This window comes from Acinetobacter sp. ABJ-A23_2 (genome assembly GCF_044538765.1).
In the GTDB taxonomy this organism is placed as follows: domain Bacteria; phylum Pseudomonadota; class Gammaproteobacteria; order Pseudomonadales; family Moraxellaceae; genus Acinetobacter; species Acinetobacter nosocomialis_A.
This window is the reverse complement of sequence record NZ_JBIUCP010000002.1, coordinates 1-23,563: the sequence shown is the minus strand read 5'-3', so window position 1 is coordinate 23,563 and position 23,563 is coordinate 1. Positions and strand designations below refer to the sequence as shown.

Sequence of the window (23,563 nt, the reverse complement as noted above, 5' to 3'; positions counted from 1 at the left end):
TAAAAACAAAATTGACCTAGAGTATAGCGTATATAGATGGTGATCAAAATCACCACTTCAAGGGCAAAAGGGGTAGAAAATTAGTTTTTTTGCTGCGCTTCTTGAATCTCATCGATTAAACGTAAGAAGCTATCTAAGCGTCGTGGCAAAATTTCACCTGCTTCAACAGCCTGTTTTAAACCACAATTCTTTTCATGAGTATGCGTGCAATTACGGAATTGACATGAACCTAAATGCGCTTCAATTTCAGGAAAACCCATGCGAATTTTTTCTAAATCGAGATGCCAAAGCCCAAACTCGCGAATTCCCGGCGAATCAATTAAGGCACCATTTTTACCAAAGTTGATTAAACGCGTAGAGGTTGTTGTGTGTTGGCCAAGTGCAGAGTTTTCAGAAATGATATTGGTTTTCTGCTCGGCATCTGGAATAAGCACATTAATAAGTGAGCTTTTACCAACCCCTGACTGACCGACAAAAGCGACGGTTTCACCATCAAGTCGTTGAGACAATGCTGAAATATCGCCTTTAGAATGACAAATCAAGCTCTCATAACCTAAATCTTCATACTCTTTAAGCATGTCGAGAATCGGGTCATTTTCAGTCAGTAAATCCGATTTATTCAGCACTAAAAGGGCAGGAATATTTGCATCTGCACATGCTACTAAGTAGCGGTCAATCAGAGTCGGTGCTGGTTCTGGAAGCGGCGCAAAAACAATAACGATTAAACTGATATTGGCTGCCACAGGTTTTACTTTGTGATAGCGATCTGGACGAGTAAGCAGTGAAGTACGTGGGTGAATTGCAGTAATAATCCCTAAGCCTGTGTTAGGGTCTGCTTGCCACTTCACTCGGTCACCCGTGACCAGTAATTCAAGATTTGTACGCGTGTGGCAACGCCAAATACTTTTTAATTCAATCGGTTTCCAAAATGGTTCTGGTTCGCCTTCGGCAACTTGAGGTTTTTCTGGGTGATGCTCGGGTACAGAAAGTGCCTGTACTTCAAGTTGACGGCCATAGTGTTGTACAACCAGCCCATCTAGATCTTGTGAAGTATCGACTTCTTCTTGGCGAGTTTTATGCTGTTTTTCAATACGGCGTTGCTGTTGCTCAGTTAAACGACGCTTACGAATTAGAGCCATTCATATCCCAAAAAACCATTGTTTGAAGACCGCAAAAATAGCACGAAGCTGGTATGGAATTACAGCGCAGAAGCAAGAAATTTGCTACTATTGATGTTTTTACGGCATTTTAGAACGTACATACATGAGCAGTACTTTAAATACACGATTAATTTGGATTGATCTGGAAATGACCGGTTTAGATACCGACAACGACCAGATTATTGAAATCGCAACAATTATTACAGATGATCATTTAAATGTACTTGCCGAAGGTCCGGTTTTGGCTATTCATCAACCTGATCGTATTTTAAATGCAATGGATGAGTGGAACACTCGTCAGCATGGCCAGTCAGGTTTAATTGAACGAGTTCGTCGTAGTAAGTTGACGGCCCGTGATGCTGAGTTACAGACTTTAGAATTCCTAAAAAAATGGGTTAATCCAAAAGTTTCTCCAATGTGTGGTAACTCGATTTGTCAGGATCGCCGTTTCTTACATCGTCTTATGCCTGAGCTTGAGCAGTACTTCCACTATCGTAATCTTGATGTATCTACGGTAAAAGAGCTCTCAAAACGCTGGCGCCCTGAAATTATGAGTGGTCTGAAAAAGAATGCATCACATTTGGCGATGGATGACATTCGTGACTCAATTTCTGAACTTAAGTATTACCGCGAATACTTTTTCATTATGAATACTGATGGTAAAGATTAATGACGTTGTTCAAGTGAAAATGAAAAGGGGGCAGTAGCCTCCTTTTTTATTGTTTAAAGGACATTGTTACAATAATGCCAAGGGCTAATTTGGCTTTCATATTCATTTTGCTTAAAATGATGTTTTAAGTTTATTTATTATAAAAAGAGAGCATTTATGCAAAGTAATAACCCGATACTGACCCGTGTTGAAACGGTCAGTGACTACAGTCAACCGATGACCGTGCAAGGTGCGATTCAAAAATCTGTGATGTTGACCATCATTGCTGCCGCAGTGGGTGTCGCTTTATTTTTCTATGCAGCCTTTACTGCAAATGTTGGTATTGCTTACGCAGCTTCAATTGTGGGTGCAATTGGTGGCTTGGTTCTAGCTTTAATCACAACGTTTAAACCAACGACTGCGCCAACTTTAGCAATTCCTTATGCTTTATTTGAAGGAGCATTTATTGGCGGTATTTCGTTTACGTTCCAGTTGAAATATCCGGGCGTTCCTCTTCAAGCTTTATTGGCAACCTTCGTCACTACTTTGGTGATGTTTGGTCTCTATAAGTTCCAAATTATCCGCGCAACTGAAAAATTCAAATCAGTTGTGATCTCTGCATCTTTGGCGATCTTTATTGTATTTATCGTGCAGATGGTTATGCGTTTAGCATTTGGTTCAAGCATTCCTTATATTTTTGAAAGTAACTGGTTAGGAATTGGTTTTGCTGCATTTGTTGCAGTCATTGCTTCACTTAACCTGATCTTAGATTTTGACCTGATCGAAACCAACGCAGCATACCGTGCTCCGAAATTCATGGAATGGTTGTGTGGTATTGCGTTGCTTGCAACTTTAGTCTGGATGTATATCTCGTTCTTACGTCTACTTGGCTTATTGTCTGACGACTAAAATTTAGATTATAAAAAGTCGCTCCTGCATAGGGGCGATTTTTTTTCGTGCGATTTTTGAAAAAAGATGCATTATGCAATTTCGAAAAACGTTGAATATTGGCATTATGCTGAAAATTGTTTTGAGTGAGATCGGCATGACACAAGGACTTTTAGCAGGTAAACGCTTTTTGATTGCAGGCGTTGCTAGTAAATTATCAATTGCTTATGGTATTGCACAAGCATTACACCGTGAAGGTGCTGAGCTTGCATTTACTTATCCAAACGAAAAATTAAAAAAACGTGTAGATGAGTTTGCTGAGCAATTCGGTTCTAAGCTTGTGTTTCCATGTGATGTTGCCGTTGATGCTGAAATTGATAATGCATTTGCGGAACTTGCAAAACATTGGGATGGCGTAGACGGTGTTGTGCACTCAATCGGCTTTGCACCTGCACACACGCTTGACGGTGACTTCACTGACGTGACTGACCGTGACGGTTTTAAAATTGCTCATGACATTAGCGCATACAGCTTTGTTGCAATGGCACGTGCTGCAAAACCTTTATTACAAGCTCGCCAAGGTTGTTTATTAACTTTGACTTACCAAGGTTCTGAGCGCGTTATGCCTAACTACAACGTAATGGGTATGGCGAAAGCATCTTTAGAAGCTGGTGTTCGTTACTTGGCATCAAGCTTAGGTGTTGATGGTATCCGCGTAAACGCGATTTCTGCGGGTCCAATCCGTACTTTAGCTGCTTCTGGTATTAAATCTTTCCGTAAGATGTTAGATGCTAACGAAAAAGTTGCACCATTAAAACGTAACGTAACTATTGAAGAAGTGGGTAACGCAGCGTTATTCCTATGCTCACCTTGGGCTTCAGGTATTACTGGTGAAATTCTATATGTAGATGCTGGTTTCAATACTGTAGGTATGAGCCAATCTATGATGGATGATGAATAAGTTTTAAAATTTATTCAGACATAAAAAAAGCCGTAGTTGAAGGACTACGGCTTTTTTACTGGGCGCAAGTTATTGCGGCAGTTCTTTTACAGGTGAACCACCTAATGCCTGCATAAGGGTGACATAAGCGTTGTATTGGCTTTGTTTGGTTTCAACAAGGCTCAATCTTGCAGTACGTGTAGTTTGCTGGGCATCAAGAAGTGTTTTTAATGCAACAGCACCATAACGGTAGCGCACTTCGGTTAAACGTTCGGTTTTTTCTGCAAGTTCAACATTATGTTGTTGCAGCTCTACTTGTTTGTCGAGCTCAGTGCGGCTTGATAACGCGTTTTCTACATCAGCAAAAGCCTGATAAAGCGTTTGGCGATATTGAATAATCGCTTTTTCATAATCAAGGTTGCTAATTGCGATATCTTTTTTCATATCGTTATATTGCAAAAACGGTAAACTCAAACTCGCCCCAAGCGTGAGGGCAGGGTTACGTAATAACTCCGTTAAAGATGTACTGCTTGAACCTAAACTACTGGTTAAGCTAATTGACGGATAGTAGCTTGCTTTAGTCGCATCTTTGGTTGCTAATGCTTTTCTCAAGCGAAGCTCAGCTGCTTGCAAGTCTGGGCGACGTGACAAAATATCCGCTGGTAAACCCGCACCAATAGCAGGCAGCGCTGTACGTGGTAAACGCTGTGGCTCTTGAATATTGAGTTGCTGTACAGGCTCATGCAATAACACGGCAATGGCTGTACGTGTTTCAACAAGCTGTTGCTCAATTTGGCTTAAACTTGCTTTTTGGCTTTGAACAGACTGCTCGGCTTGCGTAAGGTCTAAGCCTGAAACTGCACCTGCTTTATATTGGGTTTGAACTAACTGATAAAGCTTTTGTGAAGTGGTTAAGCTTTGCTGCGCAGTTGCATAACGTTCATTTAAATAGCCCAGTTGCCAGTAGAGTTTCGCTGTAGTGGCAATTAGACTTTGCCCTGTAGACTGTAAGTCTTGTTCAGTCGCTAAAGCTTCCCATTTACTTGCTTCAGTTTGACGAGCAAGCTTGCCAAACAAATCAAGTTCATAACTTACACCTGCACTTAAGGATAGTCCTTTAGCACTATCATCGCCTGAATTTAAATCGAAACTATGACCTGTAGAAACATTTGAACTGGTACGCAAGCCTTGTTGATTTGCAGTTAAATCAGCTTTCAAGCGAGCTTGCTTTAAGGTAATACCTGCAACAGCCAAATCGCTATTACGTTCTAATACGTTGTTTACAAGCTGGTTGAGCTGCGCATCGTTAAAAAGTGTCCACCAACGGTCAGAGTATTGTGCAACTGATACAGTTTTCGTTTTAGTTGGGTTGTCGTACTGAAAGCTACCCGGAACCTGTACAGAAGGGGCTTGGTAAGGTGTTTTAACCATCGCTGCACATCCCACAAGAGAACTGATGAGGAGAAGTGCTGCGCTAAGTTTAGTCATTGAAAAAGACATGCAATTTTCCTTATTCTCGTGATAGTGCTGCAACAGGGTCGAGTTTTGCGGCATTTTTAGCAGGCAAGAAACCGAATACGACACCAATTAATGTTGAGCAAACAAATGCAGCTACAATAGAAGTCGTTGAGTATGCCACTGCGAAATTACCTGCGGCCACTTTGTTAATGAGCTGTCCTAGACCCAGAGAAAGTAATACGCCGAGTACACCACCAATTAAACACACTAAAATTGCTTCGATTAGGAACTGCTGCAAAATATCACTTTGTCGAGCGCCGACAGCCATACGCACCCCAATTTCTTGAGTACGTTCAGTCACCGAAACCAACATAATATTCATTACACCGATACCACCAACCACCAAAGAAATGACAGCAATTGCTGATACTAAGAGGGTCATAGTACTTGTGGTTTTCTCAATGGTTTGTCGGATACTGTCACTGTTCATGGTGAAAATATCTTGGGCACCGTGGCGCTGTGTTAATAAGTTAACAATGGCGTTTTCAGCAGCACTGGTCGAGTATTTATCATTAATACGTACGACAATATTACGGACATGCGCTTGCCCTAACATACGGCTCATGACCGTGGTATATGGCATATACACGTTGAGTGTGTCATCTGACCCCATTCCGCTGGTCTGAGGTTCTACAATGCCGATAATACGAGCTGGCACACTACCTAGTAATACCACTTGCCCAATTGGGTTAGTGCCATCACTAAAGAATTGTTTTTGAGTATTGGTATCAATGACTACATCTTGCGAACGATCTCGCACACTACGCTGGTCAAAGGTTTGACCATCTTTGAAAACCAGACCTTTGACATCAAAGAAATCGTTACTTACGCCATTAATGGTCGCATTTGCTTCATTTTGTTGATAACGCATAGTCTTGGATGTGCTGACCATTGGGCTGACCGCACTCACATAAGGCTGCGTCATTAATGCATCGGCATCGGCAGGCACCAGCGTTTTAAAATTGGCTGTTTTGGAATTGTCACCAAAACCACGACCTTGGAATACTGTAATTGTGTTAGTACCGAGGCCACTAATATTTTCCAAAATCTGCTTTTGTGAACCATTACCCAATGCTACCACCGTTACGACAGATGCAATACCAATAATGATCCCAAGCATGGTTAAAAAGGTACGCATACGGTGGGCATTCATGGACAGTAAAGCCATTTGGAATGCTTCAGATAAGCGGTCTAAAGTTGAACGCCAAGCTGAAATACTTTTGCCTTTTTTCTGCTTATTTTGTAGAGCAGGGGCTGCATCTGGGTCAGATTTAACTTCTTCTATAGATTGGTCTGGAACATTAGGACGGTCACTAATAATTTCGCCGTCACTAATTTCGATAATACGTGTTGCATTTTTTGCAACTTGCATATCGTGTGTAACCAAAATAATGGTGTGACCAGCCGCATTGAGTTCACGCAAAATTCGCATAACCTCAACACCACTATGTGAGTCGAGTGCTCCTGTTGGTTCGTCGGCTAAGATTACATCGCCGCCATTCATTAAGGCGCGGGCAATCGAAACACGTTGCTGTTGACCACCGGAAAGTTGGCTTGGTCTGTTCTGGGTTTTAGTACCCAGACCTAACTCAGTGAGTAGGGCAGTTGCACGCTGTTTACGGTCTGAAGGTGTAACACCTGCATAAACAGCTGGAACTTCAACGTTACCTTCAGCAGATAAGTCACCGAGTAAATGATAACGCTGGAAAATAAACCCAAAATATTCGCGGCGTAACTGCGCTAACTGGTCGGGTTCTAGCTTACCGGTTTCTTGACCATTAACCTTATAACTACCACTTGTTGGGCGGTCCAGACAGCCCAAAATATTCATGAGCGTTGATTTACCAGAGCCGGACTGGCCGACAATGGCAACCAGTTCGCCTTCATAAATGGTCAGGTCAATGCCTTTTAAAATTTGAATCGTGCTTTCGCCAGCTGGGAATTCCCGGACCAGATTGCTGACTTCAAGCAAAGCTTGTTTTGTCATGCTTACATTCCCATTGGACCGCTACGGCGACGGTTATTACCACTATTTGCAGAAGCAGCAGAGTTTTCTGAACTATCAGCAATCACAACTTGGTCACCTTGTTTTAATCCGGCAAGTACTTGCGCATTTACACGGTTGTTAATACCCACCAAAATTTGCGTTGGTTTAGTCGTACCGTCTGCTTGTAAAATACGAACGACACTAAGCGTTGCTTTGCCTTGTTCAATAAGTTGCTTTTGTTCAGGAGTTAAATTTAAGCGTTCTAAACGAGCACCATTACCTTCATGTTTTCGCTCTGCTCTTGGAGTAGAGCTTGCTTTGTCTGCTGTTTGGCCAGGTTTTCTTTGACCAGAAAACTGTTTACTACTTAAGGCAGAAGATGGAACCAATAAGGCATTTTTTGCTGAATCTAATACGATATAAACTTGAGCAGTCATATCAATACGCAATTTGCCATCTGTATTTGGAACGTCAAATAAAGCGTTGTAGTAAACAGCTGAACTGCTAGTTGAACTTGTTGTGCTGTTTGATTCACTAGAAATTGAATCTGGAGCTGGCTCAATCTGACGTAAAGTCGCATAACGCTTGCTGTCATCGCCTAGAGTAGTGAAGTAGACCTGTTGGCCTTTTTCTACTCGCATAATATCGGCTTCACTCACCTGCGCTTTAATCGTCATATTTTGCAGTTTCGCAATTTTAACGATCGTTGGAGCACTTTGGTTCGCGTTTACGGTTTGGCCTTCTTCAGTCACAATTGCAACAACCGTACCATCAGTTGGCGCAACAATACGTGTATAGCCAATGTTTGTTTGTGCTGTTGAACGCGTAACTTTTGCAGACTCAATTTGTGCATCTAATGCTTTAACTTGTGCCTGAGCGGTTTTATAAGCAGCTTCAGCTGACTCTAAATCTGCACGAGGTGTTGCATCTTGAGCATACATTTGTTGCTGACGACGATACTCAAGTTGTTTTTCATTTAAAGATGCTACTTGTTGAAGGCGCTGTGCTTCTAAGTTTTTAATATTGGCATCGGATGTTTTTAAACTGTTCTCTTGGGTAGTCGAGTCAATTTGTGCAATGAGTTGACCTTGTTTGACCTGATCGCCAAGCTGTACATACATCTTTTTAACCTGACCAGATACCTGAGCACCTACACTAATCAGTTTGGTTGCATCAAGCGTACCGGTTGCAAGTACATTATTCTCAATATCTCCGCGAGTTACCTCGGCAGTAATATATTGAGGCTGCTGTTGTTTAGGCTTTAAAAACTTCCAAGCTAATACAGCAATAACGGCTATACAGACGACAATAATAACGAGTTTAATTGGCTTTATTTTTGGCATGGCGAGAGGTCAGAAAGTCTAAAATTTTAATTAGTATAAGAGTCAATTGAGGATAAAACGTGAATTTTTATGATATTTCAATCAAGCAGGCAAAGGATTTGACTGCTCTATTGTATAAATAATGTTTTCCCACACAACTCGGCAATTGCCTGTTGCATCAAATGTTCGGCATTTTCATTAGACATGCCTTTAATTGCCGCATCGATTTTCAAGAGTAGAGTAGACCAACCTAAAAACTGCTGTGGATTGAGTCTTCTTAACGCTTGCTGATATAAGCTAACTTTGGTTTTCCAAATACCGAGCTGCAATGCATTATGCGGTTGTTCAAACAACTGCATGAGTAAACGCATTTCTTTACTTAATGTCCATAAGATTAGGCTTTCTGGTTCACCAGAACCAATTAAATACTGGAATATCTTAATCGACTGCGCGAGATTACCTTCTAATAAAGCATCGCTTAAGTCGTAAGTGGTGTAACGGGACTGATCTTGTAGACATGCATATAGCTGTTCAATTTGAATCAGCTTTTGGTCCGGAAAAGTATCACGTACACGCATCAAGCTATTTTTAGCAGCGAGTAAATTGTGCTCGTGATGCTGCATGAGCCACTGCCAAGCGTCATTGTCGAGTTGAATTTCGAGCTTCTCTGCTTCAGCAGTTAAAATTCTTTGACGGTCTTGCGGATAGTTGGCAGTCAAAGCAACAACAACACCGTTAGCTTCGACAACTTGGAAAAAAGCAGACTTTAAACTACTACTGTCTTGTTTAGGTAAAACAATTAACAGCAGGTTAGTTTCATTATGCTGAATATAGCTTTTAAGCTGTTTTAGACCATTTGCATCGGGCTTGATATTGCCATGAACTTCAATCGCAAGTTGCTGCGAAAATAAAGACAAGCTGTTCAGTGCATTAAAAACATTTTTCCAGTCACTCACGCTACTAATGTCATAGCGCTGTCTTTCAATGTCTTGCTGCTGCCAGCTTTTGCGGAAAGTATCTAATAAGTTTTGTTCAAGTAATGGTTCCTGTCCATGCAGAATCCACGCACCCCGAGCTTCCGGAATGCGTTTAAGAGCTTGTAAATAGTCAAGTTTCATTACTTAAGAACAAATAAATCTTATGGTTGAGCTTTTGGTAAGCGGTTTGCTGAAATTTGACGAGTAATTTGCTGTGCAATGTCATCAATCACAATACGTTGTAAGTAACCTTCTTGCTGGTTCTCAGTGTTAACCGTTGCCAAGTCGTATTGATAACTACGAGATGCAGTTAAAGTACGCGGCTCGGTAATTTTATTACCTTGACGGTCTTCAATTTGGAAAGTCACAGTCAAGCGTAATAACACTTCTGTAAGCTTACCATTTAGAAGTTGACGACGCGGTGTGTACTCTAAAACATGAAGAACATACGCATCATTGTCATTGCTGAACTGAACGCCATTTGCAGCTAAATACACTTTTAATTGTGTTTCTAGGTCATCGGTTTTTGCCGGTAACTCAAGGCTTAACTTTTTATAAACAAGTGGAGTCGCAGTCGGGTTAGTTCCTTTTAAATGAAAACCACACCCGACTAAGCCTGCACTAAGGCCTAAGGTTAAAACAACAGCGGCTAAACGTTGGGCTAAGTGCATGCTTGATCCTCTCATTAATACCTGTAATTAAACCACGAGGTTAACCAATTTGTTTGGAACCACAATTTCTTTTTTGGTTGGTCCTGTTAAGAACTGTTGCACTTCTGGTAATGCTTTAGCTTGAGCTAATAATTCATCTTTAGAAATATCAACAGAAACTTCAAGTTTACCGCGAAGTTTACCATTTACTTGTACAACAATCGTTTGGGTATTACGTGTTAACGCAGAAGCATCAACTTCAGGGAAGATCGCTGCTGTTAAGTCCGTACCAAATTGAGCCAATAAAGTTTGGCTTAAATGTGGTGCAAATGGCGCAAGCAACGTTAACAATGTTGTGATTGCTTCACGTTCTACAGCAATGTCATTGTCATCTTTAGCTTCAAACTTGTTGCTTGCGTTTAATAATTCCATCAATGCAGCAATTGCAGTGTTGAATGCATGACGACGTTCAATATCATCACTTACTTTTTGAATCGTTTCGTGAGTCTTACGACGTAAATCTTGAGCATCTTTAGACAAGTTCGCTGTATCGATTGCAGTTGCAGCGTTTCCTTTTTCAAGGAAGCTTGCTACAAGACGCCATACACGTTTCAAGAAACGGTTAGCACCTTCAACACCTGCATCAGACCATTCTAAAGATTGATCTGGTGGAGCAGCAAACATCATAAATACACGTGCTGTATCTGCGCCGTATTGATCAATAATGGCTTGTGGGTCAATACCGTTATTTTTCGACTTAGACATTTTTTCTTGTCCGCCGATAATCACTTCTTGACCGTCACCTGAATATTTTGCAGAAATGATGCGACCTTTCTCATCACGTTCTAATTCGATGTCAGCAGGGTTGAACCAAGTTTTCTTACCATTTTCTGCTTCACGATAGAATGTATCTGCAAGCACCATGCCTTGAGTTAACAAGTTAGTAAATGGTTCATTACCTTGTACAACGCCTTCATCACGCATTAATTTGTGGAAGAAACGTGCATAAAGTAAGTGAAGAATCGCGTGTTCAACACCACCAATATATTGGTTTACAGGAAGCCAGTTTTGAGCTGCTTCAGGTTTAACCATACCGCCAGTGAAGTCTGGAGACGCATAGCGTGCGTAGTACCAAGATGACTCTACGAATGTATCCAATGTATCTGTTTCACGGCGTGCATCGCCACCACAGCAAGGACATTTCGTTTCATAGAATTCAGGCATTTTATTAAGCGGGTTACCTGAACCATCTGGAACAACGTCAGTTGGTAATACAACCGGGAGTTGGTCTTCTGGAACTGTGACTTGACCACAAGTATCACAGTTAATCATTGGAATTGGACAACCCCAGTAACGTTGACGAGAAACACCCCAGTCACGTAAACGGAATTGAACTTTAGAGTTTGCTAAACCTTGTGGTTCTAATTTCGCAAGGAATGCGTCAAACGCAGCTTGGAATTCTAAACCGTCAAACTCGCCAGAGTTAACAAGTTTACCTTCTTTAGAACCGTACCATTCTTGCCACTCAGTTGCAGAGTAGTCTGCATCGTCAGCGCCTTTGGCATCAATCACTTGCTTAATTGGCAAGTTGAACTTGTTCGCAAATTCAAAATCACGCTCGTCATGTGCTGGTACAGCCATCACTGCGCCAGAACCGTAAGACATTAATACGTAGTTTGCAATCCAGACAGGAAGGTCTTCACCAGTTACAGGGTGTTTTACAAACAAGCCTGTTGCCATGCCTTTTTTCTCGGCTGTTGCCAAGTCAGCTTCTGCAACTGAACCCATGCGGCATTCTTCAATAAATGCAGCCAATTCAGGGTTGTTTTCAGCAGCTTTAAGCGCAAGAGGGTGTTCTGCTGCAACAGCAACATATGTCACGCCCATAAGCGTGTCAGCACGTGTTGTATAAACAGTTAAGCCGTCAGCATAAATTTCGGTATTGGCAGATGGGAAAGTAATTTCCATACCAGTAGAGCGACCAATCCAGTTACGTTGCATGGTCAACACTTGTTGAGGCCAGCCGTCTTGTAAAGTGTCTAGGTCATCTAATAATTCTTGTGCATAGTCCGTAATACGGAAGTAGTACATTGGAATATCGCGTTTTTCAACCAATGCACCAGAACGCCAACCGCGACCATTTTCAACTTGTTCGTTTGCCAAAACTGTTTGGTCAACTGGATCCCAGTTCACTGTTGAAAGTTTACGGTAGATCAAACCTTTTTTATAAAGTTGAACGAACAACCATTGTTCCCAGTGATAGTACTCTGGTGTACAAGTTGCAAATTCACGGTCCCAATCTACAGATAGACCTAATTTTTTTAATTGGTCACGCATATAAGCGATGTTTTCAAATGTCCATTTTGCCGGAGCAACTTTATGGGCAATTGCAGCGTTTTCCGCAGGTAAGCCAAACGCATCCCAACCCATAGGTTGTAATACGGTTTCGCCTTTTAAACGGTAGAAACGGCTAATTACGTCGCCAATTGTATAGTTACGCACATGACCCATGTGCAGTTTGCCACTTGGGTAAGGGAACATTGACAGGATGTAACGATGTTTACCTTCGACAGTGTCGGCAACTTTAAAGACTTTACGATTTTCCCAATCTTGTTGGACGGATGGTTCAATCGTGTTTGCTTGATATTCTGGGTCAATGTGAGAAATAGTCATAGACGTAAGCTATACAACGAAAATTGAAATGAAAGATTGCTGCACAGCATAGCGCAAAATAAAGGAAAATGTCAGTTTTTAGATCACGATTTTATCTTTTAATATGAGCTATAAAAATTTCCCAACTCATTCTTCTTTATTTTAAATCCAAGAAGAGTGGTGAAAGTATTCACCACTCTCATTTTACTTATCGTGGTGCTGAAGCGGATGGGGCAGGTGGCGCAGGTGGAACTGCTGCTGCGGGTGCAGTTTTTTCCTGCACGGCATTAGGTGCTGCTGGTACGGCCTTATCTGTTTTATCTTGAGCCGGTTGTTCAGGGCTTGGTGTCGAATTTTTTACCGATGGCTGAGTGCCATAAGTCGAAACTTTGTTCAAATGCTTCGCGCCTTTAGGCGGTGGTGTGGTGGTGTAATGTGTCGAGCCACTTTGGTCTACCCATTTGTAATATTGCTCTGCCTGACTTTGAGTTGAGCAAACTAAAATCGCTGTTGTAACTGCTGTATATAGGCTTGTTTTTAAATAAGATAAATTCATATTAGATGTTCCCCAAAAAATACTGACTATATTTAAATAAAGTTCAAAAATAAGCAATTTAGAATGCAGGGTTTTATATAAAAAAGAGTGATTTTTTAATAAAAATGGAGAGGGAATGAACAAATTTTCGGCTCAATATTAGCTTAAAAAAACAGCAGCTAAAAATTTTTATGGAAAAACCATTTCTTTATTCTTGACTTTGTATATAGAAACAACAAAAATGCTTTCTCTAGTTTTATATGTATTTACTCGATCACCCTTCGAATAAATATCATGTTTTGTAATAGACATTCTCTCTAGCCGAGAGATTGATTTTACTAAAGTATGTATATCCAGACATGCTTTATTAATGTTAAAACAGCTTATACGGCTGAAAACAGAAATTTTTCTATTGCGACGAAAACTAGACAATATGTGTGCTATAACAGTGCAGACAATTCAATGAATGAAACACTATTTGTGCCTTCCATAAATAGTGATAAAAATTTTAGGGTGAATCACGTTGGAACTTTTATCTGGTGGTGAAATGCTCGTTCGTGCTCTTGCGGACGAAGGCGTTGAACATGTTTTTGGTTATCCAGGCGGCGCTGTATTACATATTTATGATGCGCTATTTCAACAAGACAAAATCAATCATTACCTCGTGCGCCATGAGCAAGCTGCTGGTCATATGGCAGATGCATACTCGCGTGCTACAGGTAAGACTGGCGTAGTACTGGTCACTTCTGGCCCAGGCGCAACCAATACAGTAACTCCAATTGCAACAGCTTATATGGACTCAATCCCGATGGTGATTTTGTCTGGCCAGGTTGCATCACATCTTATTGGTGAAGACGCTTTCCAGGAAACTGACATGGTTGGTATTTCACGTCCTATCGTGAAACACAGCTTTCAGGTCCGTCACGCGAGTGAAATCCCTGCAATTATTAAAAAAGCATTCTATATCGCTTCAAGTGGGCGCCCTGGTCCGGTTGTAGTCGATATTCCTAAAGATGCGACGAACCCTGCAGAAAAGTTTGCATACGAATATCCTGAAAAAGTGAAGATGCGTTCATATCAACCGCCTTCACGCGGCCACTCTGGTCAGATTCGTAAAGCAATTGATGAATTACTTACTGCAAAACGTCCTGTTATTTATACAGGTGGTGGTGTCGTACAAGGGAATGCTTCTGCTTTATTAACTGAACTTGCGCATCGTCTTGGTTATCCGGTAACTAACACACTTATGGGGTTAGGCGGATTCCCGGGTGATGACCCTCAGTTTATTGGCATGCTGGGTATGCATGGTACATATGAAGCCAACATGGCAATGCACAATGCAGACGTAATTTTGGCAATTGGTGCGCGTTTTGATGACCGCGTAACAAATAACCCTGCCAAGTTCTGCCCGAACTCAAAAGTGATTCATGTCGATATCGATCCTGCGACCATTTCAAAAACGATTATGGCGCATATTCCTATCGTTGGTGCAGTAGAGCCTGTTCTTCAAGAAATGTTGGCACAGTTAAAACAGTTAAATGTGTCTAAACCAAATCCTGAAGCAATTGAGGCTTGGTGGTCTCAAATTAATGAATGGCGCAAAGTTCATGGTTTGAAATATGAAAACCTATCTGATGGCACCATGAAGCCACAGCAGGTTGTTGAAACTTTATATAAAGTGACCAATGGTGATGCCATCATTACTTCTGACGTTGGTCAACATCAGATGTTTGGTGCACTTTATTATAAGTACAAACGTCCTCGCCAATGGATCAACTCTGGTGGTCTTGGCACCATGGGTGTTGGTTTACCTTATGCAATGGCTGCGAAGCTGGCGTTCCCAGATCAGCAAGTTGTTTGTATTACGGGTGAAGCTTCAATTCAGATGTGTATTCAGGAACTTTCAACCTGTAAACAATATGGTTTGAACGTAAAAATCTTGTGCTTGAATAACCGTGCATTAGGTATGGTTAAGCAATGGCAAGATATGAACTATGAAGGTCGTCATTCAAGCTCTTATGTTGAATCATTACCTGACTTTGCCAAGTTAATGGAAGCTTATGGTCATGTCGGCATTCAAATTGATCATGCCGATGAACTTGAGTCGAAGCTTGCAGAAGCAATGGCAATTAATGATAAATGCGTATTTATCAACGTTATGGTTGACCGCACAGAACACGTTTATCCAATGTTGATTGCGGGTCAGTCTATGAAGGACATGTGGTTAGGTAAAGGGGAGCGTACATAATGAGACACATTATTTCTGTACTCGTTGAAAACGAAGCTGGTGCGCTTTCTCGCCTTGTTGGTTTATTTAGCCAACGTGGATATAACATTGAAACCCTTAATGTTGCACCAACCGAAGATCCGACATTATCACGTCTGACTTTAACGACTTATGGCGATGACCATAAAATCGAACAAATTACGAAACAGCTCAACAAACTTGTTGAGGTGGTAAAAGTAGTTGATTTATCAGAAGGTGCACACATCGAACGTGAACTCATGCTAATTAAAGTAAAAGCATTAGGAGCTTCACGTGCCGAAATTAAGCGCACTGCGGATATTTTCCGTGCGCAAATCGTAGATGTGACACCAACGACCTATACCATTCAAATAGCAGGGACAACTGAAAAATTAGATGGTTTTATCGATGCACTTGCAGAAAACACCATTCTAGAAGTCGTTCGTTCAGGGGTATCTGGTATCGCCCGTGGCGAAAAAGTTTTAGCCATTTAATTTTTTAAAAAGTATTTTAGCGGAGAACACAAATGCAAATTTTTTACGATAAAGACTGTGACTTATCAATCATCCAAGGCAAGAAAGTAGCGATTATTGGTTACGGTTCTCAAGGTCATGCACATGCACTTAACCTTAAAGACTCAGGCGTAGACGTAACTGTAGGTTTACGTGCAGATTCAGCTTCTTGGAAGAAAGCTGAAAATGCTGGTCTTAAAGTTGCTGAAGTTCCAGCAGCAGTTAAGCAAGCTGACCTCGTAATGATTTTGACTCCAGATGAATTCCAATCACAACTTTACCGTGACGTGATTGAGCCAAACATCAAAGAAGGCGCGACTTTAGCATTTGCTCATGGTTTCTCTGTTCTATATAACCAAGTTGTTCCACGTAAAGACTTAGACGTAATCATGGTTGCGCCTAAAGCTCCTGGTCACACAGTACGTTCAGAATTCCAACGTGGTTCAGGTGTTCCTGACCTAATTGCAATTCACCAAGATGCTTCTGGTAATGCACGTAACGTTGCGCTTTCTTACGCTTCTGGCGTAGGTGGTGGCCGTACAGGTATTATCGAAACTTCATTCCGTGAAGAAACTGAAACTGACTTATTCGGTGAGCAAGCAGTTCTTTGTGGTGGTGCAGTTGAACTTGTTAAAATGGGCTACGAAACTTTGGTTGAAGCTGGTTATGCACCAGAAATGGCTTATTTCGAATGCTTACACGAACTTAAGTTAATCGTTGACTTGATGTTCGAAGGCGGTATCGCTGACATGAACTACTCAGTTTCTAACAACGCTGAGTACGGTGAATACGTAACTGGTCCTGAAGTAATTAATGAACAATCTCGTGAAGCAATGCGTAATGCATTAAAACGTATTCAATCTGGTGAATACGCGAAGATGTTCATCCAAGAAGGTGCGTTGAACTACCCATCTATGACAGCTCGTCGCCGTCAAAATGCTGCACACGGTATTGAAGTAACTGGTAATAAGTTACGTGCGATGATGCCTTGGATTCAAGCGAACAAGATCGTAGATAAAGAGAAAAACTAATACTCTTTTCTATTGTTTTAAAAAAACCCTGCTAAATGCAGGGTTTTTTATTTTAATTGTTCTAAATTGAGCTTAAAAAAACATCATTAAGGTCAATTGACCTAGACTTAAGAAATTCTATATTTTTCATATAATTGGATGCTTAATTTTTGGTTACTTTATTGATTTCTAAAGTAAAAAATGCTTGACCAAATGTTAGATAATGTTATTGTTTATAACTGACTAAAAAAGTCGAATTTACTAATTTTCTTTAACGTGTTTAATTGTATTTTGTGCAATGAATTGAACAAAATAAAAAAAAGTATTGAATAATCATGGAAGTCCAGTATGGGTCATGTTGATTACGATAGCACATTGATCGTCGGCTCTTTTATTGCGGCTGGCGTTATCTGCTATATTGTGATTTCCATGGAGCAGTTAATATTTAAGCAAGCTTATAAAAAAGTTGAACCGCTTATTTTATTACTGAATGGTTTATTGCTCGCAGCAGCCATTAGTATTGTCCATATCGTAGGCATGCAGGCTTACCATTTATTTGAAACAGCCTATTCTAATATTTCTTTAGTAGTACTTTCTTTTGGAATTAGTGCTGTACTTTCATGTATCTCAATTTGGCTCACTACTCGCTTTACACTACCATTATTTAGGTTGGTTTTAAGTTCAGTCATTATGGGAATTGGTATTTCCGCTTCGTACTATGTAAGTATGTTGGGCTGGAATATTGATATTTATAAGAAAGATTACACGTCATTTCTCATTTTATTTTCTGTCTTAATTGCCATGAGTGGGTCGGGTTTAGCTTTCTTGCTAGCCTATAAATTAAAAGAGAGCGAACGTAATCGGGTGAGTTTAAAACTCGCTTTTGCAGTCATGATGACCTTAAGCATTATGGGTATGCACTATACGGCACTCATTGCGACCAATATTACCGATAAATTTGTGAGCCAATATCAGGCTGAACATGACTTGCTGCTGTTTACCATTATTTTGGTCACTTGTTTGGTGCTGGTCGCGAGTTTTATTGTTGCAGTGCTGGAGCAGCGACTAAATCAACGAAATTTAGAACTACGTAAAGCCAATAAAGAACTCGCCAATCTCTCCATTCAAGATAATCTAACTAAGTTACCAAACAGACTTTATTTAGTTGATTACGCAGAAGTTCTTCTTTCAGACCATCGTTATAAAGACCAAAAAATTGCTTTTCTCTATATCGATTTAGATCGGTTTAAATCGGTAAATGATGCGTTTGGACACCACATTGGTGATCAGCTTCTTATTCAAATGGCCAATCGCTTACATTGGCAACTCAATGAAAAATGTAAGTTGCTTCGAATTGGTGGGGATGAGTTTTTATTAATAGCTGAAAATACTGATATCGATGGAGCAGTGCATTTAGCAGAAAAAGTATTGCAGCTTATTCAAGAAAGTTACCAAATATCTGGTAAAGAAATTAATATTTCGGCAAGTCTTGGTATCGCACTGTTTCCAGAACATGGGCAAAATGTTCAAGACCTGCTGATGAATGCCGACGCTGCCATGCTGATGTCAAAAGAGCAGGGCCGCAATACTTATACCGTCTTTAGTTATTCTACCCATCAACAAGAAACAAGAAGTCAGTCAAAACTGATCAATGATTTATATAAAGCAGTCGATGAAAAACAATTTGTTCTTTATTACCAACCGAAGTTTAATACCAACCTTGAGATTTGCGGGGTAGAGGCACTCATTCGTTGGAACCACCCAACTTTGGGTATGCTCACGCCACATATGTTTATTGGCGGTGCAGAAAAGACGGGTTTAATTATTCCAATGGGATATTGGGCGCTTGAGCAAGCCTGTCAGCAAATTCAGGAATGGGAACGCAGCAACACTCAGTTTTATCCAATCGCAGTTAATTTATCGGCCTTACAGTTTGAAAATAAAAAGCTCTTTAGTACCCTCGAAGGCTTGTTAAAAAAATACCAAATTCAGCCGCATCACCTTATTGTTGAAATTACCGAATCGACAGCTATGCGGCATATCGACTTAAGCATTCGTGCTTGTGAACGATTGCGAGATATGGGTATTCGTGTGGCAATTGATGACTTTGGAACAGGCCACTCAAGCTTCTTATATTTAAAAGATTTACCAGTCGATGAACTTAAAATTGACCGTGGTTTTATTGTCGATTTAAAACCGGGTTCAAAAGAAGAAGTCATTTTAGAAAGTATTATTCATTTGGCGAAAAAGCTAGGTTTGACCGTAACCGCCGAAGGGGTGGAAACTCAGCAGCAAGTTGAAATTTTAACGCGTTTAGGTTGTCAGCAGTTCCAAGGCTACTTGTTGGGTATGCCTGTTAATGTAGGGCAACTGATTCAGTCACAAGGCGCTCATTTTGTTTAATCTAAACCTTGGGTTAAATTAAAAAATACTTGTTTATATAATATCTAAAATAATAATTTAGTTAATCTAATGAAAAACAATAAGAAATTTAAAATCTTGGCATAAATTCCACATTGACACTTTAAAACTCTCAGATTATGCTTTGCCTGCTGGCCTACATTGCCAGCCGGTTGTCGCAGACCGTTTCACACCGCATCAGAGCTATTTCATCTGAGGAATAGTTTTGTGTGTACACTCGTCCCCTCTCGTAGCGGTAGGACGGGAGAGGGACACCTTCGGGTGTGCTAGTTGTGTGACTAGTCTGCGAACCCTCTTTCGTTCTGCCACCATAATTCTAAATTAATGCTTTGGCAGAACTCCAAATATAAGGAGTTGGCTATGCATACTATTTTTATACCACCAGATTAGTCTTTAACAGGGTTTGATTACTTTTGAGTTTTCAGACTTTAGTTCGTCACGACTAAAAAATCATATGAACAATAAAACTTGAGATGCGTTAGGGCCATCTTTGGGGCCTTTGCATGCTTTTTTTGCCTAAAGCATAAGTTGCAGCCGTTTTCTCTCATTTAGACACAACAAGAAATTATTTTATAACGGTACATATATGCCATATTCAGATCTCTCATTTCGCGCGTTAAGTGCGCTGCATAAGTGTCGCTACCTTTTTAGTCAACATGGCTTTCACAACGTCGGCGTCGACCGCCTTGTGAGAGAGGCAGAGGTCCCGAAAGCCTCATTTTATAACTATTTCCACTCTAAACAGCGGCTGATTGAAATGTGCCTAAACTTTCAAAAAGATGCCTTAAAAGAGCAAGTACACTCAATCATTTACATACAAAAAGATTTAGCCTTACGTGAAAAGCTCAAGAAGATTTTCTTTTTACATACCAATTTAAATGGTAACTATTACTTATTATTTAGAGCTATTTTTGAAATTGAAAAAATCTACCCGACAGCTTATCAAGTGGTGGTGCAGTATAGACATTGGCTCATTAATGAAATCTGTAATTTGCTTTTAACCCTAAAGAAAGAAGCTACCCAACAAGATGCTTATATGTTTTTATTTGTCATGGATGGGGCGATTATGCAATTACTCGATGCAAACAGGGGAGATACGCGAGATATGTTACTCGTGTATATTTTAAAGAGTATATTTATGAGTGATTAATTAATTTAAATAAATACTTTTTTTAATCTTATAGTTTTATTAATCAATATTTTTAAAGATTGAGCTTATTTAAAAAAAGCCGTTATGTGTTTAAACATATCGGCTTAATTTATAAGATTAACAAGAAGCAATAAGCCTAATTGAATAAGAGAGTTTTTAATAAAAACCTATCAATCGTTAAAAAAGATTTGTTAATGCAGTTTACAAAAAATAACTTAAAACTATTTAAGCGGCTGCATAACTTTGTCTTGTTTCAAGCTCAATCAGCTTATTTATATAAGACCATGTTTCTTCAGCGTTAATTTCAGGCTTATTAATGGTGCCATCAATAATAAGTCCATCTATAATATTAAGAAAAAGACTACTTAAGACTTTAGGGTCTTCAATTTCTAAATCTAAAAATATAGACATGACTAAATTGAAAATCCAGTATCTATATTCATTTACTTGAGTTTTTATAGATGGATACATCTGTAAAACTTCTATAGTCGCTTTCTTAAATAAGCAACCATTAAAATCTTCAGTGTTAATCCAGTCCATATACCAGTTAAAAACATTCTTAAGTTTGTTTAACGGGTCATGGGTACTATTAACCTTTTCTAATAGGGAGGCTTGAACCTCTACAATTCTTCGTTGAAGACACTCTTCAATTAAAACTTCCTTAGAAGAGAAGTACTTATAGAAAGTCATTTTTGCAACATTGGACTCAGCAATAATTTTGTCTACCCCAATAGAGGTATAACTTTTCTGATTAAAAAGGGTCATTGCTGTTGTTATAATCGTTTCTCTTTTTGACATTGGTTGCCCCGTCATAGATATTTTTTGATTAACTTTGCTATTGTAAAGTATGAAAGCTTAAATAAAACTTATTTTATGATATTTAAAAAACCATATTTATTCAATAGTTTGGTATATTTTAAAAAATAACAATATATGTATTTTATTGGCAATAGTTTACTTTTTTAAATAATATTAATTAATCCATTGATTTGTTGAGATAATGAACATAATATCGATTCGTTAAGTATGGGTATACGGAATTTATCCTTTTAGCGACTGAGTGCGAAATGGAAATAGAGGGATGGCCCTTAGCTTAACTATAAGAAAAACTTTTTATAGAGAATGATTATGTCAAAAAAATTTGAAGACTTTGATAATCCAAGACAAAAAGCATTACAAGGTATGAAAAACAGTATTTCTGCCCAACAGTGGGAAGAAAACTTACAGTTTCTCAAACATTTAAGGAATAGAATTGCACATTTGCCAGTAAGTCATCATCCAGCCATTGAAATATTAAATAACGGTTATCTTGATAAACAAACCTTGACACGTATTCATTTAGAATATCGCCATGCCATCGTACAAATTTTTACTGATGCTTTATTAAAAGCACAGTTTCTCACAAAGCAACTCGAACCAAAGCTTCACTCGGGCGCTAAAATGTTTCCACGGGTGTTATTAAGCTTAAATATATTGGATGAATTCGGGTTTAGACCAGGTTTAGGTAAAGATAATTATTATTTAGGGAACCCTGAATATGCACATTATCCATTATATGAAGACTTATTAAATGACTATGGTTTGACTGAGGCTGACCGCCGCAATTATAAACCTTCAAAAATTGCAGATCAGGTGAGAACATTCTTAGAAGACTCTTATGATAGCTATATCAATGTCGTGGCTTTATTGGCTGTGGCAGAAGAAGAAGTCATTCTGTTTAGCCCACCATTACGACAAGCAACCAAGTTTGTAAATATCGATGTTGAGGGTGGTGGTTATTACCACGTACATGGTGTTTCAACAGATGAAACGGCAGAAGCTGCCGATGATGACCATCAAGACGACTTGTGGTTTGCATTAGCACAAGCCATTACCAAAGATGATTATGAAAGCTTGACCAAAGTATGTCTTGAGTATTGTGCATTGTGGACTGAGTTTTGGGACGCGCAAATTGCCGATATTCAATTTATTGAAGAAAAGAAATTGGCATAAGCGTCTAAGTTTATTCATAAAAAGCCTGTTTATATTGAACAGGCTTTTTTAATGGTGAAAGCCATGAGTTCTTTAGAGCTTCACCAAGTGAAATGCTGGAGCATTAAGAATGCCAATAACAGTCTTAGGAGCATTATTTATTGCTGGGAAATATTCTTATGATGTATTTGATCCATATCTTTTAGTTCAGCTAATGGTGTGAACTACTACCTTATTATAGTCAATATGTGAACCAATCACACATTTTGATGGAAAAAACAACGATTAGATAATATTTTTTTACTTCCTCATCTTATTAGTTTTTTAGATAGAAAATAGTGACATTAATTGTCACATTTTATAGGAAAACATTCTTTTTCCCTAAGACTAGTAAGGAAAGTTTTACCATTTGGTAAGTAAAAAATGTCACCAATTTAAAAAAGCCAATAAAAATATTTATAAAACTTATTATTTACTCCTGTTTAAACTCATATTCAAAAATATGCATCTATTGACACTATAATAATAAAACCTTTAACCTTAATTAAATATTTACTGGTTGGTTTTAAATCTTCTAAATAATATGGAGATTTATTTTGGGTTGTATAATATGATTTTACAACGCTATAAAATAGTTTTCGGTGGAACAATAGGGGCTGGAAAAACGTCGGCAATTAAAAGCTTATCCGATATTCCAGTTTTATCCACTGAAGCTTTAAATACGGATCATCAAACACATAATAAATTACTCACTACTGTGGGAATTGATTATGGGGAGGTGATATTAGAAGATAATACAATTGTTGGTTTATATGGGACTCCTGGACAAGAGCGTTTTAATTTCATGTGGGAAATTATTTGTCAGGGAGCACTAGGTGTTATTATCTTAATTGACCATTCAAATCCTGATCGCCTAAACCATTTAAAATATTATATTGATGCTTTTAAAAAATATGATGTTCATATGGTTATTGGT

At 39.3% G+C, this 23,563-nt stretch carries 19 protein-coding genes; 10 read left to right on the top strand and 9 right to left on the bottom strand.

From position 1 onward, the window contains the following. Positions 1-80: 80 nt before the first annotated feature. Positions 81-1,139 (bottom strand): ribosome small subunit-dependent GTPase A, encoded by a 1,059-nt coding sequence (gene rsgA, locus ACH63V_RS01015; protein ID WP_004883292.1) that lies wholly within the window; start codon positions 1,137-1,139, stop codon positions 81-83. Positions 1,140-1,263: 124 nt separating this feature from the next. Here rsgA and orn point away from each other — a divergent pair, with 124 nt between their 5' ends. The 3 genes from orn (at position 1,264) to ACH63V_RS01000 (ending at position 3,658) form a co-directional block, all read left to right on the top strand. After that, entirely contained in the window at positions 1,264-1,830 is a 567-nt protein-coding gene (orn, locus tag ACH63V_RS01010; RefSeq protein ID WP_000099436.1) for an oligoribonuclease, read from the top strand. 156 nt (positions 1,831-1,986) lie between these two features. Further along, positions 1,987-2,718, top strand: coding sequence for a Bax inhibitor-1/YccA family protein (locus ACH63V_RS01005; protein WP_002053496.1), 732 nt, complete (start codon positions 1,987-1,989; stop codon positions 2,716-2,718). Positions 2,719-2,854: 136 nt separating this feature from the next. After that, positions 2,855-3,658, top strand: coding sequence for an enoyl-ACP reductase (locus ACH63V_RS01000; protein ID WP_002027450.1), 804 nt, complete (start codon positions 2,855-2,857; stop codon positions 3,656-3,658). 69 nt (positions 3,659-3,727) lie between these two features. On the opposite strand, the gene ACH63V_RS00995 is transcribed toward ACH63V_RS01000, so the two are convergent. The 7 genes from ACH63V_RS00995 to ACH63V_RS00965 form a co-directional block, all read right to left on the bottom strand. After that, positions 3,728-5,125, bottom strand: a complete 1,398-nt coding sequence (locus ACH63V_RS00995; protein WP_396462546.1) for an efflux transporter outer membrane subunit — start codon at positions 5,123-5,125, stop codon at positions 3,728-3,730. Between the two features lie 22 nt (positions 5,126-5,147). After that, the gene (locus tag ACH63V_RS00990; protein ID WP_396462490.1) at positions 5,148-7,142 is read right to left on the bottom strand and encodes a MacB family efflux pump subunit; all 1,995 of its coding nucleotides are present in this window, start codon (positions 7,140-7,142) and stop codon (positions 5,148-5,150) included. Between the two features lie 2 nt (positions 7,143-7,144). After that, positions 7,145-8,485, bottom strand: coding sequence for a MacA family efflux pump subunit (locus tag ACH63V_RS00985; protein ID WP_263612919.1), 1,341 nt, complete (start codon positions 8,483-8,485; stop codon positions 7,145-7,147). 107 nt (positions 8,486-8,592) lie between these two features. Beyond that, on the bottom strand, positions 8,593-9,582 hold the full coding sequence (gene holA, locus ACH63V_RS00980; RefSeq protein WP_396462489.1) for a DNA polymerase III subunit delta: 990 nt from the start codon (positions 9,580-9,582) through the stop codon (positions 8,593-8,595). Between the two features lie 20 nt (positions 9,583-9,602). Then, positions 9,603-10,112 carry an LPS assembly lipoprotein LptE gene (gene lptE, locus ACH63V_RS00975; RefSeq protein WP_134262251.1) on the bottom strand — a complete coding sequence of 170 codons (510 nt, stop codon included), beginning with the start codon at positions 10,110-10,112 and terminating at the stop codon, positions 9,603-9,605. 27 nt (positions 10,113-10,139) lie between these two features. Next, positions 10,140-12,764, bottom strand: a complete 2,625-nt coding sequence (gene leuS, locus ACH63V_RS00970) for a leucine--tRNA ligase (protein WP_343568630.1) — start codon at positions 12,762-12,764, stop codon at positions 10,140-10,142. 187 nt (positions 12,765-12,951) lie between these two features. Continuing rightward, entirely contained in the window at positions 12,952-13,299 is a 348-nt protein-coding gene (locus ACH63V_RS00965) for a DUF4124 domain-containing protein (RefSeq protein ID WP_396462488.1), read from the bottom strand. Positions 13,300-13,801: 502 nt separating this feature from the next. Here ACH63V_RS00965 and ACH63V_RS00960 point away from each other — a divergent pair. The 5 genes from ACH63V_RS00960 to ACH63V_RS00940 all read left to right on the top strand — a co-directional run bounded on the left by ACH63V_RS00960 (position 13,802) and on the right by ACH63V_RS00940 (position 20,616). Further along, on the top strand, positions 13,802-15,526 hold the full coding sequence (locus ACH63V_RS00960) for an acetolactate synthase 3 large subunit (RefSeq protein WP_396462487.1): 1,725 nt from the start codon (positions 13,802-13,804) through the stop codon (positions 15,524-15,526). Then, positions 15,526-16,017 carry an acetolactate synthase small subunit gene (gene ilvN, locus ACH63V_RS00955; RefSeq protein ID WP_170247650.1) on the top strand — a complete coding sequence of 164 codons (492 nt, stop codon included), beginning with the start codon at positions 15,526-15,528 and terminating at the stop codon, positions 16,015-16,017. Before ACH63V_RS00960 ends, ilvN begins: the two co-directional genes overlap by 1 nt. 32 nt (positions 16,018-16,049) lie before the next feature. After that, a complete protein-coding gene (ilvC, locus tag ACH63V_RS00950) occupies positions 16,050-17,066 on the top strand; it encodes a ketol-acid reductoisomerase (RefSeq protein WP_263612923.1) in 1,017 nt (338 codons plus the stop codon). 327 nt (positions 17,067-17,393) lie between these two features. Beyond that, the gene (locus ACH63V_RS00945) at positions 17,394-19,448 is read left to right on the top strand and encodes an EAL domain-containing protein (protein WP_396462486.1); all 2,055 of its coding nucleotides are present in this window, start codon (positions 17,394-17,396) and stop codon (positions 19,446-19,448) included. A gap of 604 nt (positions 19,449-20,052) precedes the next feature. After that, the gene (locus ACH63V_RS00940; protein WP_396462485.1) at positions 20,053-20,616 is read left to right on the top strand and encodes a TetR/AcrR family transcriptional regulator; all 564 of its coding nucleotides are present in this window, start codon (positions 20,053-20,055) and stop codon (positions 20,614-20,616) included. 225 nt (positions 20,617-20,841) lie between these two features. Here the strand turns inward: ACH63V_RS00940 and ACH63V_RS00935 are convergent, their stop codons facing one another. Next, positions 20,842-21,414 carry a TetR/AcrR family transcriptional regulator gene (locus ACH63V_RS00935; protein WP_396462484.1) on the bottom strand — a complete coding sequence of 191 codons (573 nt, stop codon included), beginning with the start codon at positions 21,412-21,414 and terminating at the stop codon, positions 20,842-20,844. Between the two features lie 330 nt (positions 21,415-21,744). Here ACH63V_RS00935 and ACH63V_RS00930 point away from each other — a divergent pair, with 330 nt between their 5' ends. Together ACH63V_RS00930 and ACH63V_RS00925 are read left to right on the top strand one after the other, a co-directional pair. After that, positions 21,745-22,608, top strand: a complete 864-nt coding sequence (locus ACH63V_RS00930; protein WP_311087109.1) for a hypothetical protein — start codon at positions 21,745-21,747, stop codon at positions 22,606-22,608. Between the two features lie 589 nt (positions 22,609-23,197). Continuing rightward, positions 23,198-23,563: GTP-binding protein (locus tag ACH63V_RS00925; RefSeq protein WP_396462483.1), on the top strand; the 366-nt coding region annotated here is incomplete at its 3' end.